The sequence below is a fragment of the Gordonia aurantiaca genome (assembly GCF_039939235.1).
Taxonomy (GTDB): Bacteria; Actinomycetota; Actinomycetes; order Mycobacteriales; family Mycobacteriaceae; genus Gordonia.
In genome coordinates, this window is record NZ_JBDUUF010000003.1 from 218,452 (window position 1) to 234,084 (window position 15,633).

Consider the following 15,633-nt stretch of genomic DNA (forward strand, 5'->3'; position numbering starts at 1 on the left):
TTACCAACGTGTGCGGGATAGGTGACAGAATAGCGCCACCGGCACAGTTCGCTGTTGACAAGGCAGCCCGGGGCGACCGGCGGGCACGCGGGAGAGGATGGACCTGGTGAGCAAGCCGGGCGTCCGGAAAGTCCTCGTGATCAGCGTCGTCGTGGTCGTGCTCGCCGCCGCGGCCGCGCTCCTGGCCGACGTGGGGGTGGCCATCCGCAGCGAGCATCGCCTCTCCCGGGCCATCGCCGAATCCCCGCGCGTACCTTTCGATCCCGAGGTCACGCTGACCGGATTCCCGTTTCTCACGCAGTCGTCCGACGGCCGGTATTCCGGTGCGACGATCGCCGCGAAGGGCGTCGAGACCCCCGGATGCGAGCCCGAACGCGGGACCTGTCGCGCCGAACTCGGGGCCACGCTCGGCCTTTTCGACGGCCCGCCGGGCGGCCGGTTCTCCGGGAGTGATGTTCTGCACACCTCGTCGATCTCGGCCTACACCCGCCTCGACGCGGTGACCCTCGCCCGCTACCTGCGGATCACCGATCTCACGCTGAGCACCCCCGCTCCCGAGGGAAAGGCCGGCGGCGGAGGCCCCCAGGACGGCGTCGTCTCCCGGTCGGAGGGAGTCGTGCTCACCGGCACGGTCGCACTGCCCCCGTCGGACGGTCTCGACCCGCGCGACCCGCCGTCCGCGTCGGACTACGACGGTCCGAAGGTGCGGGTGAGCGTGTCCGTCGATCTCGCGGTCGAGAACGGGGCGTTGCGGATTCGCGCCACGGATTTCTACACCGGACCCGAACGCCACGTCGACGCCGACGTGCCCGAGGACATGCGGACCGCCGTGCTCGACCGCTTCAGCATGGTCCTGCCGCGGCTGCCCATGGCCTGGGGGCTGACCCCGCAGCGCGCCGAGAGCTTCGGCGGCGACGTGCAGCTCGTCGCATCGCGGGGCCCGGCCGATCTCCGCCTCGACCGGTTCTGAGACCCAGCGCCCCTTTTCTGCAGCTCAGAGCACAAACGACCAGGGCATTCGGAGACCGGAGAACACTGTTGTACCCTCGTGGGCATGCAACAGCGCCGTGAGTACATGCTCACACGTCGCCGGGTGATCGACTTCTGTCGCGTCGCCGACTGTTGCTGTCGCACGCACCGCTGACGGTGTGCCATGACATGCGCTGCCCCGCAGCACATCCATGCGCATCGCCGATGACGACCGGGGTGCGTTTCTCCAGAGGCATCTAGCCCTCTTCTTCGTTGCGCGTTCCGTTCGCCATCACCAGATCCGAGCCGTGGGCTTCTCGTCGGCGCGCTCACCCGTTGTCCGGCAACACTCGTTGTCCGCAACACCACGATCGACTCAACCGAGATAACCATCCGAAAGGAACCAGACATGGCACGTTCCGACGTCCTGGTCAGCGCCGAATGGGCTGAGCAGAACCTCCACGCCGACAAGACGGTCTTCGTCGAGGTCGACGAGGACACCTCGGCGTACGACACCGGCCACATCGAGGGCGCGGTGAAGCTCGACTGGAAGACCGACCTGCAGGATCCGGTCCGTCGCGACTTCGTCAACGCCGAGCAGTTCTCCAAGCTGCTGAGCGAGCGCGGCATCGCCAACGACGACACCGTGATCCTCTACGGCGGCAACAACAACTGGTTCGCCGCCTACGCCTACTGGTACTTCAAGCTGTACGGCCACAACGACGTCAAGCTGCTCGACGGTGGCCGCAAGAAGTGGGAGCTCGACGGCCGCCCGCTGTCGACCGAGACCGTCACCCGCCCGGCGACCGAGTACAAGGCCTCCGAGCCGGATCTGAGCATCCGCGCCTTCCGCGACGAGGTCGTCGACGCGATCGGCACCAAGAACCTGGTCGACGTGCGCAGCCCTGACGAGTTCTCGGGCAAGATCCTCGCGCCGGCCCACCTCCCGCAGGAGCAGAGCCAGCGTCCCGGCCACATCCCCGGCGCCATCAACGTGCCGTGGAGCAAGGCCGCCAACGAGGACGGCACCTTCAAGTCCGACGAGGAGCTCAAGGAGCTGTACGCCGAGGCCGGCCTCGACGGCTCGAAGGACACCATCGCCTACTGCCGCATCGGCGAACGCTCGAGCCACACCTGGTTCGTGCTGAAGGAACTGCTCGGCCACCAGAACGTCAAGAACTACGACGGCAGCTGGACCGAGTACGGCTCGCTGATCGGTGTCCCGATCGAACTCGGAGAAGGAAAGTAATCAACATGTGTGCTGCACCCAAGCAGGGACAGAAGCTGCCCGCGGGCGTCGACGTCGAGAAGGAGACCGTCCTCACCGGACAGGTCACCGACGGCTCGGGCAACCCGGTCGCCGGCGCGTTCGTGCGTCTGCTCGATTCCACCGGCGAGTTCACCGCCGAGGTCGTCGCCTCGCCCACCGGCGACTTCCGTTTCTTCGCCGCCCCCGGCACCTGGACGCTCCGCGCCCTCTCGTCGGTCGGCAACGGCGACGTGACGATCAGCCCCGAGGGCCCCGGCATCCACGAGAAGGACATCGTCGTCGCCAAGTGATGACGTCCCGGTCGTGATGTCTCGCGATCTCACGACGAAGCCCGGTCACCGCCTCACGCGGGGACCGGGTTTCGTCGTTTCCGGGCCTCTCACCACCGGGGTCCCCCACTGAACCACCCCCGCCGCTGCGGGTTAGAATTTGCCTCGTGGTCCTTTTCTTCGAAATCCTGCTGGTCCTGGCTGCCGTGCTGATCACCTGGTTCGGCATCTACACGCTCTACCGCCTCATCACCGACGAGTCGTGACGTCGCCGACCGGTGCCGGTGAGCCCGGCGACGAGGCGAGCGCCCCGTCGGACACCGGCGCAGCGAGCAACGGTGCAACCCCGGCGGCCGACGGTGCCGCCGCACCTCGTCGTTCCGGCGACGAGGCGATAAGTCGGGCCGAGGCACGAGCGGTCGAGTCGGGCAGTCGCGAACGCAACATCCCCACGTGGGACGACCTGCCGGTTCCCGCCGACACCGCCAACCTGCGTCAGGGCGCCGACCTGCATCCCGGTCTGCTGGCGCTGCTCCCCCTCGTGGGGGTGTGGCGCGGTGAGGGTGAGGGACACGATCCCGACACCGACACCGACTACCACTTCGCGCAGCAGATCGTCGTCTCCCACAACGGGCAGAACTTCCTCAGCTGGGAATCGCAGTCCTGGGTGATCGACGAGGACGCCAACTTCGTGCGCCCGGACCTCCGGGAGACCGGTTTCTGGCGCATCAGCGAGGACGACACCATCGAACTGCTCCTGGCCCACGCGGGTGGGTCGGTCGAGCTCTTCTACGGTGCGCCTCTGAACCAGACGTCGTGGGAACTGTCCACCGACGTCGTCATCAAGTCGCAGACGGGTCACCGCACCGGCGGCGCCAAGCGTCTCTACGGCGTCGTCCCCGACGGCGACCTCGCCTACGTCGAGGAGCGCGTCGACGCCGACGGCGATCTCATCCCACGCCTGTCGGCCAAGCTGCGACGCCACGTCGGCTAGGTCCGCACCCCGACCTCATCGTCCCTGGCCACGGCGCACCGACGTGCGCAGGTGGACGATCTCGTCCGCTAGGTCACGCACGTCCGGGTCCGACGAGCTCACCGCCGCTTCGTACGCCGCCACGACGCCGGGGACATGACCCGGTCCGACGCCGCGTGCGTCGTCTTGGGTCGACCACCACCTCGATCGCCAGCACCAGTGCGTAGATCGCCGCGACGACGATGAACAGACCCGCGGCCTCCCAGTACGGCACAGCCGCGGGCGCGCCGATCGCGATCGCCGCTATGAGCATTGCCTGCATCGACCCGACGGAGACGGTGCTCGAGTACCCGCTCCCGAGTCCGCAGGCGAACGCGATGCCGGCCATCACCACGACCGTCAGCACGTGCGGCGTTGTGCGAGAGTTCGCCGAGGAAGTAGGCGGCCGACGCGAGCGGCGTCGTGACCGCGATCTGCCGAAAACGGACCGGGTAGGCGACCGACCGCTCGCCGGCGGCGAGCAACCGGGTGCCCATGCTGATTCACATGCCGATCAGCGTCTGGTCGAGGAGCGCACCGATCAGGAGCGGACCGCCGACCGTGATCGCAGCCTGATCGATCGGCGCGTCGGCCACCTGGCGGACGCGCAGGACAGCAGCGTCCGAAGCCGAATCGAGGGCCGCCACGGCGCCTGAGGGGCCCCAGGACGTGCAGTCACCAATGCCGGTCTCCCTTATGCGGTCGGGGCTTTCCCGCCTCTGGAGACTCGAACATTAGCAGTGCGATGCACCTGCGGGGATGAACTCGGTGCCGCGGATCGGACACCGTCTCAACCGGACGCCTCGTCGTGATCGGCGGTCGTGATCGGCGGTCGTGATCGGCGGTCGTGGCGGCTGTCGTGGGCGCTGGGTAGCTGTGTCGGGCGTCGTCGGGTCGGGTGTCGTCGGGTCGGGTGTCGTCGGGTCGGGTGTCGTCGGGTCGGGTGCAGACATGGAACGACCCCCGCACCGTGCTCGCAGAGCACCGGAGCCGACCGGACCGGGTCGGGATGCGGGGGTCGGGTGGCCACCTGGTATTCGTTCGCTGCCTGCGGTTCCCCGTTGTTGCCGGGGCGGGTTCCGCCCGCGGGGCGACACGAATGCCAATGCGGTCAGCAGCTAACGGGTGGTCACCTCACATGTCCGATGAAAACTCACTACCAGACCACCTCCTTCCCTGTGTACAGGCGAACCTACGCCCGCACCGAACTCCCTGCAACGGGTTTTCCGAACGCTCGCAAAATCGCAGGTTGACCGACGTTATCGCGAGTTCCGGCCCACGATTCTGCCGTCAACCCGCGAAGCCGCAGGGAGTCGGGCTGCGGCCGTCAGGGGACGGGGACCGGGGCCGGCGACGATCCGGCCGGCGCGGACGGGACCGGCGACGCAGGCGCAGACGACGGCGCGGTCGACTGGCCGGGTAGCGGCTTGGCGTCGGGCGGCAGCGACTCGACGACCTCGATCTTCGACCGGAACGTGTCGTCGGTGATGACCTCGATCTGGTTGATCAGCCACCGGTCGCCCTCGCGGCGCATGTCGAAGGTGAGCCGCGACGGGTTGATGCTGACCAGTTCCTTCTTGCCGCGGGTCACCGACTGGTTCATGAAGATGAGCACCTTCGAGGTGTCGGCGGTGTTGGTGACCACGCCCGCGTCCTGGATGGTGACCTCGGAGACGACCTGTTGCTTGCGCACCTCGGCGGCGAGATTGCTCTCGGTGACCAGCTTGGAGTACTCGGGCTTGGCCGGTCCGGTGAGCACGCTCATCGACTTGTCGATATGCTCGCTGACGTTGTCGGCGTCGTAACCGAACATCGTTGTCGCATAGTCGCGAGCCGCGGCCAGCGAGGACTCGCGGGCCTCCTCCACCGATCGTCCCTCGGCGTACCGGTAGCCGAGGAAACCGGTCACCACGACCGCGGCGACGGTCAGGACCGCCAGGCCGATCGCGGCCAGGCGGCCCTTGCTCAGCACCGACCTCCTGGTGCCGCCGGGGCGTCGGGGCCGTGCGCCCTGGTCGGCGACCGGCGACGCGGGGTTCTCCGTGCTCTTCGGGTCGGTCATCACGCCACCCACTCGAAGTCGGTCATCTTCAGTTCACCGTTGATCCGGGTCATGTCGACGCGCCAGCGGAACACCTTCTCCTGCGACGGGATCTGTCCGTCCAGCGACCGTTGGTGCCAGCCGAAGACCATGATCACCGATCCCTCGTCGGGCTCGGCTTTGGTGACCGCCGAGCTGAGGATGATCGTCTTGGTCTCGAGCTTGCCGTCGCGGACGAGCGAGGCCACCTGGGAGATGTTGTTCTGCACTTCCTCCTTGACCTTGCCGGAGGTGTCCTTCTGCACCGACTCCAGCGTCTGGTCGACGGTGTCGGGGTTCATGCTGGTGAGGTTGAGCAGGACCTGGGAGGCGAAGGTGGAGTACTCCGCGCGCAGGTCGTCGACCTCGTCCTGATGGGCGATGCCGAGCGCGAAGACGATCGACGCGACCGCGCAGACCGCGATGATCACGATCGAGAGGACCACGCCGACGACCGTGCGCGCGGAGGTGCGCCCGGAGCCCTTGTAGCGGACCCCGGACGACTCGGGCCCGGTGGCGGCGAGGCGCGCGCGCCGACGCTCGCGGTAGCTGATCGTCCTCTCGACCTCGGAGGGATCGGGCGCGGCCTCCTCGGCGAAGTCGTGCGAAACGGGGTCCGTTCCCGCGGCCGGCTTGTCGAGCGAGACCATCGACGCGGCCTCCTCGCGACCCGTGCCGGCCTGCGCGACCTCCGCCCCGGTGACCTCCGAGGTGATGTTCTCGGCCCGGTCGTCCTCGTCCGCTGCTGCAGCGGCGGAGGTCTCCGCCCGCGGCGCCGAGCCGGCGACCGGTTTCCCGGCCTTCTTCGACCCTCCCCGACCGCGTCGGATCGGTGCCGACCGGACCGGGCGCCTACGGCTCGCGGACCCGCCGGCGGCCCGCGCCTCGACCATCTCTTCCGACGTGTCGGCGGCACCGGCTGGGGTCGTCGTCGACACGTCCGGCGTCACGAACTGACCGTCCCGCTGATCATCTTCTGCCATGAACTGCTCTGTACCTGCCCCCCACGGCCGGTTCCGGCGTTGTAGGTCTTTCCGTCGGGACCGATGAAGTCACCCGACTCGGGGTCGTATGTCGTGGCGTACACCGCGGGCTCCGGATCGAAGTCCTTCGGTGTGCCCGGTGTCACGGTACCGAACGATGCGGGCTTCCATTCAAGGCCGCCCGGCAGGCCACTCTGGAAGGGATCGACCGACCCGGGGAGCGGTTTGTACCCGGTCCGGCACTCGGCCGGCGTCGGCGCGCGGCGGCCCGGGAATTCGGCACACGGGTAGTTGCGGGCTCCACGGACGGCGATGTTGGAGTTCTGCGGCACCCGGCACAGCATTCCCGGCGGCAGTTCACGCGCGTCCTGCGCGGACTGGAAGCGCCACTGCTCCTTGGGCAGGAAGCCGATGTTGCACGTCGGACGGTCCTGGAAGCCGAGCGAGAAGTTCACGTTGGCGCCGAAGTTGTTCGTGCCGGTGTTCAGCGCGGTGATGAGCGCGGCGGTCAGACGCGGGTAGAGCACCAGGATCTGCTTCCAGTTCGCCAAGTACACCACCTGCGTCTGCGCGATCGTGCCCAGGTTCGAGACCAGCAGCGGATACGAGCCGCCGAGCGACTCGAACAGCTCCTGGCTCTTCGACGCCGTCGACGGGCCCTTCTCGAGGATGTCGCCGATCTCGGGCCGGTTCGCGCGGAGCTGGTCGGTGAAGGCCGTGACGTTCCGCGTCCAGGCGCGGATGTCGTCGGCCGTGCGCGACTGGGTGGCCAGCAGCGGCGCGCCCTGCTCGACCAGCTTGATCGTGGTGTCGGTGTTCTTGTTCGCCTCTCCGATGAACAGCGCCATCGAGTCGAGGAGACGCTGCAGCGCCTCGCCGGTGCCATTGAACGCGACGAACGCCTCGTCGACAAGGGCACGGAGCTTGGTGTCGCCGATCTCGGCCAGGAGCTGGTCGGCCTGGTCGAGCATCGACGAGATCTCCACCGGGACGTCGGTCGAGTCGACCTGCGAACCGTCGTGCAGGTAACCGGTCGGGGCGTCGGCCGGCGGGTTCTCCGGAGGTGTGAACTCGACGAACTGCTCACCGATCGCCGACACGCTGCGCACGGACGCCTGTGAGTCCGCCGGGATCTTCGCACTGTTGTCGATGGTCAGGGTGGCCTGCACGCCGTCCTCGGTGAGCTTGACCGACTTCACCTTGCCCACGTACACGCCGCGATATGCGACGTTGGCGTTCTGGTAGAGGCCGCCGCTGCTCGGGAGATTGAGCGCGACGTTGTAGCTGCCGATGCCGAACATCGACGGGATGCGGATGTAGAACAGCGCCATCACGACCATCGCGATCACGGTGACGATCGAGAAGATGATCAGCTGCATCCGGACGAAGCGGGTGATCTTCATCGGCCACCCTCCTCGGGATAGTCGGGAATCGTCGGCGGGGCCGTGGGCGAGGGCACCTGGACCGGCGGGATCAGGTTCGCCGGAACGGGTTCGGCGGAGTCGGGCAGCTTCTCCCCACCAGGGATCAGCGGCGCGGTGAACGGGTTGAGTCCACGCGCGGCCGCGCCCGCAGGCTTGCCGAAGACGCCCTCCGGGCCGGTGACGCCCAGGCTGGCGAACATGGTCTCGTTCATACGGTCGACCGTGAGGTCGAGGGTCAGGTCGGAGTTCACGAAGTCGCCCTTGACGATCCGGCGGATCGTCGGCTCGTAGAACGGGAAGGTCAACAGGATGTTCAGCGACTGGGTCATCGCCGGACCCGTCTGCTGCAGCTGGTCGAGCGCGGGTTCGATGCCCTTGACGATGGTCACGATGTCCTCGGAGTTGGCGTCGAGGATGTCGTTGGCCGTCTTGGACAGCTTCGACACCGAGGCGAGGGTGTCGAGGAACTGCTGCCGCTGGTCGACGAGGAGCTGCAGGATCTGCGGGCTCGCGTCGAGCGCCCGCTCGATGGTGCCCTTCTGCTCGTTCATCGTCTGCGACAGCCGGTCGAGGCCCTCGGTCGCACGGATGATGTTGTCCTTCTGCGCGTTCAGGTCGGCGACGAGAGTGTTCAACCGCGGGATGAGCTTCTTGATCTGTTCCTCGCGACCGCCGAAGACGTTGCTCATCTCGTGCACGATGTCGCCGAGCTGCGAGAGACCGCCGCCATTGAGGACCACCGACAGCGAACTCAGCACCTGCTCGGTGCTCGGGTAGGTGCAGGCCGCCACCTGTTGCGCGGCGTTGATGTCGGGAACCGCGGGCACCGACGGGTCGGTGATGATGTTGGACTGCTCCGGGCACTTGGTCAGCGGGATCTCGTCGCCCTGCTGCAGCCGGCCACCCTCGGGGTCTGCCGGCTGGACGATCTCGAGGTGCGTCGAACCGAGGACGCTGGTCATGCCGACCATCACGTGCGACCCCTTGGGCACGATGACGCCCTTGTTGAGGCGGATCGTGACGAGGGCGTTCCAGTCCTTGACCTCGATCTTGCCGATGCTGCCGACGGTCGCGTCGTCGATGAGGACCGGAGCGTTGTTGACCAGGCCCGCGGCCGACGGGATGAGCGCGGTGATCTGGTACGAGCCGTTGCCCGTGCCCTCGGCGCCGGGAACCGGCAGCGAGTTCGGTCCGTCGAAGGAGCATCCGGCGAGCGTCGTGACGAGCGCGGTCGCGCCCGCGACGAGCCCGGCACGCGCGCGCCCCGACCGGGAGCGGAACGGTTTCATCGGTCACCCCCGAACGGCACCAGCAGGTTCCCGAGCGGCGTGTTGCCGTTGTCCTTGCGGGTCTGGGCGTCGATGCGCTGCACGCCGGCCTGCGCACGCGCCTTCACACTGGCGTTCTGGTACTGGATCTGGCTGGGCAGGGCATTGGCGCCCTGGACCGGATTCGCCAGGAACGGCGGGTAGTTCATCGAGATCGACGAAAGCACCGGCGCCAGGATCTCGACGCACTTGTCGATGTCGACCTGCGAGGTGCCGGGCCGGTTGGTGGCCTCCATCGAGCCACACAGCAGCGTGATCAGGTTGGTGCCGTTGGCCAGGCCGAACACACCGGACAGTGAGCCGGACAGCGGGTTGTAGATGTTGTAGAAATTCGCGAGCTGGTTGGGCGCCGAGTGCAGCACGCCCCGGACCTGTTCGTCCTTGTCCGCGACGATCTTCGTCGACGCCGCGAGCCGCTCGACCGACGACGCGAGGGCGTCGGCGTTGGTGTCGATGAAGTTCTGCACGTCGGTCATGGCGGAGTCCAGACCCTTCAGCGCCTCGTCGAGCTGGGTGGTGTTGTCGGCGAGAACCGAGCTGACCGAGGCGATCCGGCCGTTGAACTGCACGAGTTGCTCGTGGCTCTGCGACAGCGCGTCGGTCAGTTTCTGCAGGTTCTGGATCGTCGCGAAAAGGTCGCCGCGGCCGGCGGCCAGCGTGCCGATCACCTCGGACATCTCGGTGATCGACTTGTTGATCGCGGCCCCGTTGCCCTGCAGGTTCTCGTCGAAGACCTCGATCGCCTCGGCGGCCGCGCCCCGCTGTTCGCCCTTCGGGCCGATGGCCTCGGTGAGGCGGGTGAGCTGGGCCTTGATGTCGTCCCACTCCATCGGCACCGCCGTGCGCTCCATCGGGATGTCGTAACCGTCGGGCATGACCGGACCGCCCGAGTAGACGGGGGTCAGCTGCACGAAGCGTCCCGACACGAGGCTCTGCGCGACGATGACGGCCTTCGCGTCCTCGGGCACCTTGATGTCCTTGTCGACGCGCAGCTCGACCTTCACGTCGTTGCTGCGCGGCTGGATCCTGGCGACACTGCCGACGTTCACGCCGAGCACGCGCACCGGGTCGCCCTCGTAGAGGCTCGCGACCGAGGTGAAGTAGGCGGTGTAGGTCTTGGTGGTGGTCTTCACGAAGACCTTCCAGCCGACGACGACGAGAGCGACGGCGAGGACCGCGGCGATCACACCGAAGGCCACCTTGCGTCCGATGGTCATGCTCACCTCCCTCTCGTGGTCGGCACGGGCTTCGGATAGGTCGGCGTCGGCAGCGGGCCGCGCGGGCTGTCGGTGCCGTCGGGCGGACCCGGCTTGTAGTAGTCCGGGATCAGCGGGAAGCCCGAGTACATCAGCGACTGCCACACCTGCGGGTACCGGCCACGCAGCGCGTTCAGGAAGATCGCGGTGTAGTCGCCGAAGGTGTTCAGGCCGACCAGCGAGTCGAAGTTCGGGCCCGACGCCACGGCCTCGCCGAGCGTGTTCGCGAACGGCCCGAGCCGGTCGATGGTCTCCTTCAGGTCCTTCTCGCTGTCGGTGAGGATCGTCGCTACGCGGTCGAACTTCTCGAGCACCGGGGTCAGCTGGGCGTTGTTCTCGGCGATGAACCCGCGCAGCTGCGTGGTGAGGTCGCCGATGCCCGAGATCAGCTGCTGCAGCGCATAACGCCGCATCTGGATCTCGCCGACCAGCGCGTTGGCGTCGATGAGCAGGCGGTTGATCTGCTCGTTGCGATCGCCCACGATCTTGCTGACCTGGTTGGCCTTGGCGAGCAGGGCCCGCAGTTCGTTGTCGCGGTCGGCGACGGCCTTCGACAGCCGCGCCACGCCGTCGACGGCTCCCTGCACCTGGTCCGGGGTCTCGGAGAAGGTGACGGTGAGCGTCTTCAGTGCGCGGTTGAGCTGGTCGGTGTCGGTCCCCTCGATCGTCTCGGTGGCGCCCTCGAGCGCATCCTGCAGCGAGTAGGGGGCGATCGTCTGTCCGAGCGGGATCTCACCGCCGGGCTTGATGCGCTCGCCGCCGTGCGGGATGACCGTCAGGTTGCGGCGGCCGAGCACGGTCTCGGTGCGGATCGCGGCCTGCGTCTCGTCGCCCATCTCGATGGTGTCGTCCATGCGGAACGTCACCTTCACCTTGGTGCCCTGCTCGGTGTCCGCGAGCTCGATGCCCTCGACGGACCCCACCTGGACACCCGACACCTGCACGATGTCGCCCGTGGTGAGACCGCCGGCGTCGTCGAAGTAGGCGCTGTAGGTGCTGATCGGCGACAGGTACGGCAGCTTGTCCATCTGCATCGCCGTGATCACGACGAGCGCGACGACGACGATGCCGATGACGCCGACCTCGGCGCGGCTGCGCCCACCGCGCTTGACCTCGCGGGCGGCGTCGGCCTCCGCGGATTCTGTTCTGCGGGAAGAGAACAACCCGCCGAAGGGAAGACTCATGAGCCGTCACACCTTCCGCCTGCGCGGGTGGTGTCACCCATCACGTTGTTCGAGGTGTAGAGAATCGTCTGGCCGCCCGGCGCCGGGAGCAGCAGGCGCAGCCGGCAGAAGTAGATCTGCAGCCATGCGCCGTAGGAGCCCAGGTTCGACAGGACCTTGTAGTCCTCGGGCAGACGCGAGATCAGGTTCCGGATGAACGGCTCGGCCGCGAGCAGCTCCTCCGAGACCCGGCCCGTGTTCGTGATCATCGACTGCAGCGTCGGACGGGTCGTCTGCAGCAGGTCGGCCAGACCGTTGGTGACCTTGGAGGTCTCGGTCAGCGCGGTGCCGATCGTGCCCTTCTGCTCGGCGAGCCCGGTGACCAGCTGCTGCAGCAGGTCGACCGAGGTGTCGAGTCCCGCGCGGTCGCCGTCGAGGGTCGCGAGCGTGGTGTTCAGGTTGTCGATGACGTCGCCGATCAGCTGATCGCGGTCGGCCAGCGAGTTGGTGAACGACGCGGTGTTGGCCAGCAGGGTGTTGAGTGCGCCGCCCTGCCCCTGGAACACCGCGATGAGCGAGCTGGTCAGTGCGTTGACCTCTTCGCCGTTGAGGGTGCGGAACAGCGGCTTGAATCCGCCGACGAGCTTGTCGAGATCGAGCGCCGGCTCGGTCTGGGTGACGGGGATCTGCGCGCCGTCGGCCAGGAACGTGGAGGTGTCACCGGTCCCCTGCTGGAGTTCCAGGTACCGGTCACCGGTGAGGTTCTCGTAGCGGATGAGCGCCCGCACCGACTTCGGCAGCGGGTACTTCTGGTCGACCGAGAAGGTCACCACGGCCTGGTTCTCGCGGTTGAGGTCGACGTCCCCGACGGCCCCGACCTCGACGCCGGCGATCTTGACCTTGGCGCCCGACTTCATCGACGAGGCGCTGGTGAACACCGCGCTGTACTCGTTCGAGGCGCCCGACCGGTAGCGGCTGAACACCACGACCAGGGCCACGAACACCATCAGCATCACGACGGCGAACACGCCGAGCTTGATCAGGGTCGCGCGAAACGCGCGTGCGCGACTATCCACGAGGCGGCTCCTCGAACAGGATCTGGAAGAGCTTCTTCGAGTTCACCTTCGGCTTGGTCCTCGGCTGGTAGGGCTGGGGAGCGTTGTCGATCACGTAGAACGGCGCGTGCTCCGTGCTGGCCGGATCCCCGAGGCCGTATCCACAGGTGGGCGGCCCCTCGCCGCGCACCTCCGGGAGGTCGTACGGGTACTGGTACGGGTCCTTGCCGGGGAGCAGGCTGGCGTCGAGCATGAGCATGCCGTTGCGCTCGCCCATGAACGGCGCGGCCACCTCGCCGGCCACGGCGCTCGCGGTCAGGAAGCACTTGATGCCGGGCGAGTTGTATCCGAGCAGGTCCGCGATCGGGTTCAGGTCAGACAATGCTCCGATGAGCGTCTTCTTGCTGGGTGCGATCACCCCGTCGATGGTGTTGGCCATCCCGGTCGCGTTGATCAGCAGCGCATCGAGGTTGGAGGTGTTGTCGACCAGGGTGTTACCGACGACGGTGAAGTTGTCGACGGTCCGCATCAGGTCCGGCATCGAGTCCGCGTACACGTTGGTGACGGTCGCGGCCTCGCGGAACAGCCGGTTGAGCGCGGGCCGGTGCCGGTTGGTCTTGCCCAGCATGGACGTCAACTGCTCGAGTGCGACGCCGATCTCGTCGCCCTGCCCCGACAGCGCGGTGTCGATGGCGCCGAGCGTGGCGTTGAGCTTCTCCGGCTGGAGGTCGGCGAGCACCGCGACGAGCTGCTGGAAGACGGTGTTGAGCTCCACGACCACCCGGTCGGCGGAGATCTCGGCACCCGCCCGGAGCCTGCCCTTGGGCTCACCCGGCACCACGAAGTTGACCGCCTTGGCGCCGAAGATGGTGTTCGACTTGATGTCGGCGACCACGTTGCCGGGGATCTTCGACATCTCGCTGTCGCGGATGTCGAGGGTGAGGACCGCGTTGCCGTCCTTCTCGGAGATCTTCGCGACGCGTCCGACCTCGACGCCGCGCAGCTTCACCTTGGCATCGGGGTTCATCACCAGGCCGGCGCGTGGTGCGACGAGGGTGACCTGCTTGGTGCCGGTGAACATCCCGAGGAAGGATGCGCTCGCCCCTGCGATGAGTGCGATCAGCACCGCGACCATCGCGACTGCCGCCAGCCGGCGGGTTGTCCGTGACCGTTCCTGTCGTCTGCTCATGTCAGCCCGCCAGGTTGAAGTTGCCGTCCGCGCCGTAGATGGCGAGGGAGGTGAGCAGGGTGATGACGACGACCACGACCAGCGAGGCGCGGACCGCGTTGCCGACCGCGACGCCGACGCCGACCGGGCCGCCGGAGGCGTTGTAGCCGTAGTAGGTGTGGATGAGCATGACCGCCACCGCCATGCAGATGGCCTGCACGAACGACCACAGGATGTCCGACGGGATCAGGAAGGTGTCGAAGTAGTGGTCGTAGACGCCCGGTGACTGCCCGTAGAGGAACACCGTGGCGGTGCGGCTGGCGAGGAACGACGCCAGCGAGGCCAGCGCGTACAGCGGGATGATCGCGATCAGGCCGGCGACGATACGGGTGCTGACCAGGTACGGGATGGACGAGATCGCCATCGTCTCGAGGGCGTCGATCTCCTCCGAGACGCGCATTGCACCCAGCTGTGCCGTCGCACCGGCCCCGATCGTGGCGGCCAGCGCGATGCCGGAGATCACCGGCACCGCGATGCGCACGTTGATGAACGCGGAGAAGAAGCCGGTCAGCGCCTCGACGCCGATGTTGGCCAGCGAGCTGTATCCCTGGACGGCGATGGTGCCGCCGGTGAACAGCGTCAGGAAGCCGACCACGACGACGGTGCCGCCGATCATCGCCAGGGCGCCGGTGCCCATGGAGATCTCTGCGATGAGCCGCAGCGTCTCCTTCTTGTAGTGCTTGATCGCCCGGGGGATCGCGATGATGCTGTCCCAGTAGAACAGCGCCTGGTCGCCGATCTGGTCCCAGTCCTCGCCGGCCCGCTTCACGGCGACGCGCGCCGTTCGGAGTCGTGTGGTGAAAGGCAGTACCATCGCTCAGCCCGCCGTTGCCTTGAGTCCGACGGCGGTGACGACGACGTTGACGACGAACAACGCCATGAACGAGTACACGACTGTCTCGTTGACGGCGTCGCCGACACCCTTCGCGCCTCCCTTGACGTTGAGCCCTTGGTAACACCCAACCATGCCGGCGAAGAGTCCGAACAACGCGGCCTTGACCATCGAGATCATCAACTCCCCGAAGCCCGTGAGCAACGTGAGGTTCGCGACGAAGGCGCCGGGGTTCACGTCCTGGAGATAGACCGAGAAGATGAAGCCGCCGCCGATGCCGATCGTGCAGACGAGGCTGTTGAGCAGCAGCGCCACCAGCGTCGAGGCGACGATGCGCGGCACCACCAGACGGTGGATCGGGTTGATGCCGAGCACCTTCATCGCGTCGATCTCCTCGCGGATGGTGCGGGCACCGAGGTCTGCGCAGATGGCGGTCGCGCCGGCGCCGGCCACGATCAGCACGGTGACGATCGGACCGATCTGGGTGATGGTGCCGAGGGCCGCGCCGGCTCCCGAGAGGTCCTGCGCGCCGATCTCGCGCAGCAGGATGTTGAGCGTGAAACTGACCAGCACCGTGAACGGGATGGCGACCAGCAGCGTCGGCACCATCGACACACGGGCGATCGCCCACGACTGTTCCACGGTCTCCCGCCACTGGAACGGACGATGGAACAACTCGCGCGCCGAATCGACGCCGAGTGCCACGAAATCACCGATTCCACCGAGGGGCGTCGCCAACTTGTTCAGCACAGGCTCACCCCCTT

Annotated in this window: 16 protein-coding genes; 5 read left to right on the top strand and 11 right to left on the bottom strand. The window is 67.4% G+C overall.

Annotated elements, in window-relative coordinates; all coding sequences use genetic code 11:
* Window positions 1-97 precede the first annotated feature (97 nt).
* The 4 genes from ABFT43_RS08365 to ABFT43_RS08380 all read left to right on the top strand — a co-directional run bounded on the left by ABFT43_RS08365 (window position 98) and on the right by ABFT43_RS08380 (window position 3,502).
* Window positions 98-970: an LmeA family phospholipid-binding protein gene (locus ABFT43_RS08365; protein ID WP_347959912.1), complete on the top strand. Its 873-nt coding sequence runs from the start codon at window positions 98-100 to the stop codon at window positions 968-970.
* A 408-nt stretch (window positions 971-1,378) separates the two neighbouring features.
* Entirely contained in the window at window positions 1,379-2,218 is an 840-nt protein-coding gene (locus tag ABFT43_RS08370) for a sulfurtransferase (RefSeq protein WP_347959913.1), read from the top strand.
* 5 nt (window positions 2,219-2,223) lie between these two features.
* Entirely contained in the window at window positions 2,224-2,529 is a 306-nt protein-coding gene (locus ABFT43_RS08375; RefSeq protein WP_347959914.1) for a DUF1416 domain-containing protein, read from the top strand.
* A gap of 241 nt (window positions 2,530-2,770) precedes the next feature.
* Window positions 2,771-3,502, top strand: coding sequence for an FABP family protein (locus ABFT43_RS08380; RefSeq protein WP_457590120.1), 732 nt, complete (start codon window positions 2,771-2,773; stop codon window positions 3,500-3,502).
* 73 nt (window positions 3,503-3,575) lie between these two features.
* On the opposite strand, the gene ABFT43_RS08385 is transcribed toward ABFT43_RS08380, so the two are convergent.
* Window positions 3,576-3,869 carry a hypothetical protein gene (locus ABFT43_RS08385; protein WP_347959915.1) on the bottom strand — a complete coding sequence of 98 codons (294 nt, stop codon included), beginning with the start codon at window positions 3,867-3,869 and terminating at the stop codon, window positions 3,576-3,578.
* Here ABFT43_RS08385 and ABFT43_RS08390 point away from each other — a divergent pair.
* Window positions 3,859-4,176 (top strand): hypothetical protein, encoded by a 318-nt coding sequence (locus tag ABFT43_RS08390; RefSeq protein ID WP_347959916.1) that lies wholly within the window; start codon window positions 3,859-3,861, stop codon window positions 4,174-4,176. The genes ABFT43_RS08385 and ABFT43_RS08390 overlap by 11 nt on opposite strands.
* A gap of 671 nt (window positions 4,177-4,847) precedes the next feature.
* Here ABFT43_RS08390 and ABFT43_RS08395 read toward each other — a convergent pair.
* The 10 genes from ABFT43_RS08395 to ABFT43_RS08440 form a co-directional block, all read right to left on the bottom strand.
* Window positions 4,848-5,492 carry a hypothetical protein gene (locus tag ABFT43_RS08395; RefSeq protein WP_347960097.1) on the bottom strand — a complete coding sequence of 215 codons (645 nt, stop codon included), beginning with the start codon at window positions 5,490-5,492 and terminating at the stop codon, window positions 4,848-4,850.
* A gap of 89 nt (window positions 5,493-5,581) precedes the next feature.
* The gene (locus ABFT43_RS08400) at window positions 5,582-6,583 is read right to left on the bottom strand and encodes a hypothetical protein (RefSeq protein ID WP_347959917.1); all 1,002 of its coding nucleotides are present in this window, start codon (window positions 6,581-6,583) and stop codon (window positions 5,582-5,584) included.
* Window positions 6,547-7,986 carry an MlaD family protein gene (locus tag ABFT43_RS08405; protein WP_347959918.1) on the bottom strand — a complete coding sequence of 480 codons (1,440 nt, stop codon included), beginning with the start codon at window positions 7,984-7,986 and terminating at the stop codon, window positions 6,547-6,549. The genes ABFT43_RS08400 and ABFT43_RS08405 overlap by 37 nt, the downstream gene beginning before the upstream one ends.
* Window positions 7,983-9,296 carry an MCE family protein gene (locus ABFT43_RS08410; protein ID WP_347959919.1) on the bottom strand — a complete coding sequence of 438 codons (1,314 nt, stop codon included), beginning with the start codon at window positions 9,294-9,296 and terminating at the stop codon, window positions 7,983-7,985. The genes ABFT43_RS08405 and ABFT43_RS08410 overlap by 4 nt, the downstream gene beginning before the upstream one ends.
* Window positions 9,293-10,552, bottom strand: a complete 1,260-nt coding sequence (locus ABFT43_RS08415) for an MCE family protein (protein ID WP_131734039.1) — start codon at window positions 10,550-10,552, stop codon at window positions 9,293-9,295. The genes ABFT43_RS08410 and ABFT43_RS08415 overlap by 4 nt, the downstream gene beginning before the upstream one ends.
* Window positions 10,553-10,554: 2 nt before the next feature.
* On the bottom strand, window positions 10,555-11,775 hold the full coding sequence (locus ABFT43_RS08420; protein WP_131734040.1) for an MCE family protein: 1,221 nt from the start codon (window positions 11,773-11,775) through the stop codon (window positions 10,555-10,557).
* The gene (locus tag ABFT43_RS08425) at window positions 11,772-12,830 is read right to left on the bottom strand and encodes an MCE family protein (RefSeq protein ID WP_006901702.1); all 1,059 of its coding nucleotides are present in this window, start codon (window positions 12,828-12,830) and stop codon (window positions 11,772-11,774) included. Before ABFT43_RS08425 ends, ABFT43_RS08420 begins: the two co-directional genes overlap by 4 nt.
* On the bottom strand, window positions 12,823-13,998 hold the full coding sequence (locus ABFT43_RS08430; protein ID WP_269076217.1) for an MCE family protein: 1,176 nt from the start codon (window positions 13,996-13,998) through the stop codon (window positions 12,823-12,825). The genes ABFT43_RS08425 and ABFT43_RS08430 overlap by 8 nt, the downstream gene beginning before the upstream one ends.
* 1 nt (window position 13,999) lies before the next feature.
* Window positions 14,000-14,851, bottom strand: a complete 852-nt coding sequence (locus tag ABFT43_RS08435) for an MlaE family ABC transporter permease (protein ID WP_006901700.1) — start codon at window positions 14,849-14,851, stop codon at window positions 14,000-14,002.
* A gap of 3 nt (window positions 14,852-14,854) precedes the next feature.
* Window positions 14,855-15,619 carry an MlaE family ABC transporter permease gene (locus tag ABFT43_RS08440; RefSeq protein ID WP_006901699.1) on the bottom strand — a complete coding sequence of 255 codons (765 nt, stop codon included), beginning with the start codon at window positions 15,617-15,619 and terminating at the stop codon, window positions 14,855-14,857.
* Between the last annotated feature and the right edge of the window lie 14 nt (window positions 15,620-15,633).

What these genes read in the sequence shown, in the direction of transcription:
- ABFT43_RS08365 (WP_347959912.1), top strand. Translation starts at nt 98, where the DNA reads ATGGACCTGGTGAGCAAGCCGGGCGTCCGGAAAGTCCTCGTGATCAGC.
- ABFT43_RS08370 (WP_347959913.1), top strand. Translation starts at nt 1,379, where the DNA reads ATGGCACGTTCCGACGTCCTGGTCAGCGCCGAATGGGCTGAGCAGAAC.
- ABFT43_RS08375 (WP_347959914.1), top strand. Translation starts at nt 2,224, where the DNA reads ATGTGTGCTGCACCCAAGCAGGGACAGAAGCTGCCCGCGGGCGTCGAC.
- ABFT43_RS08390 (WP_347959916.1), top strand. Translation starts at nt 3,859, where the DNA reads ATGCCGGCCATCACCACGACCGTCAGCACGTGCGGCGTTGTGCGAGAG.
- ABFT43_RS08385 (WP_347959915.1), bottom strand. Translation starts at nt 3,869, where the DNA reads ATGGCCGGCATCGCGTTCGCCTGCGGACTCGGGAGCGGGTACTCGAGC.
- ABFT43_RS08400 (WP_347959917.1), bottom strand. Translation starts at nt 6,583, where the DNA reads ATGGCAGAAGATGATCAGCGGGACGGTCAGTTCGTGACGCCGGACGTG.
- ABFT43_RS08405 (WP_347959918.1), bottom strand. Translation starts at nt 7,986, where the DNA reads ATGAAGATCACCCGCTTCGTCCGGATGCAGCTGATCATCTTCTCGATC.
- ABFT43_RS08410 (WP_347959919.1), bottom strand. Translation starts at nt 9,296, where the DNA reads ATGAAACCGTTCCGCTCCCGGTCGGGGCGCGCGCGTGCCGGGCTCGTC.
- ABFT43_RS08415 (WP_131734039.1), bottom strand. Translation starts at nt 10,552, where the DNA reads ATGACCATCGGACGCAAGGTGGCCTTCGGTGTGATCGCCGCGGTCCTC.
- ABFT43_RS08420 (WP_131734040.1), bottom strand. Translation starts at nt 11,775, where the DNA reads ATGAGTCTTCCCTTCGGCGGGTTGTTCTCTTCCCGCAGAACAGAATCC.
- ABFT43_RS08430 (WP_269076217.1), bottom strand. Translation starts at nt 13,998, where the DNA reads ATGAGCAGACGACAGGAACGGTCACGGACAACCCGCCGGCTGGCGGCA.
- ABFT43_RS08435 (WP_006901700.1), bottom strand. Translation starts at nt 14,851, where the DNA reads ATGGTACTGCCTTTCACCACACGACTCCGAACGGCGCGCGTCGCCGTG.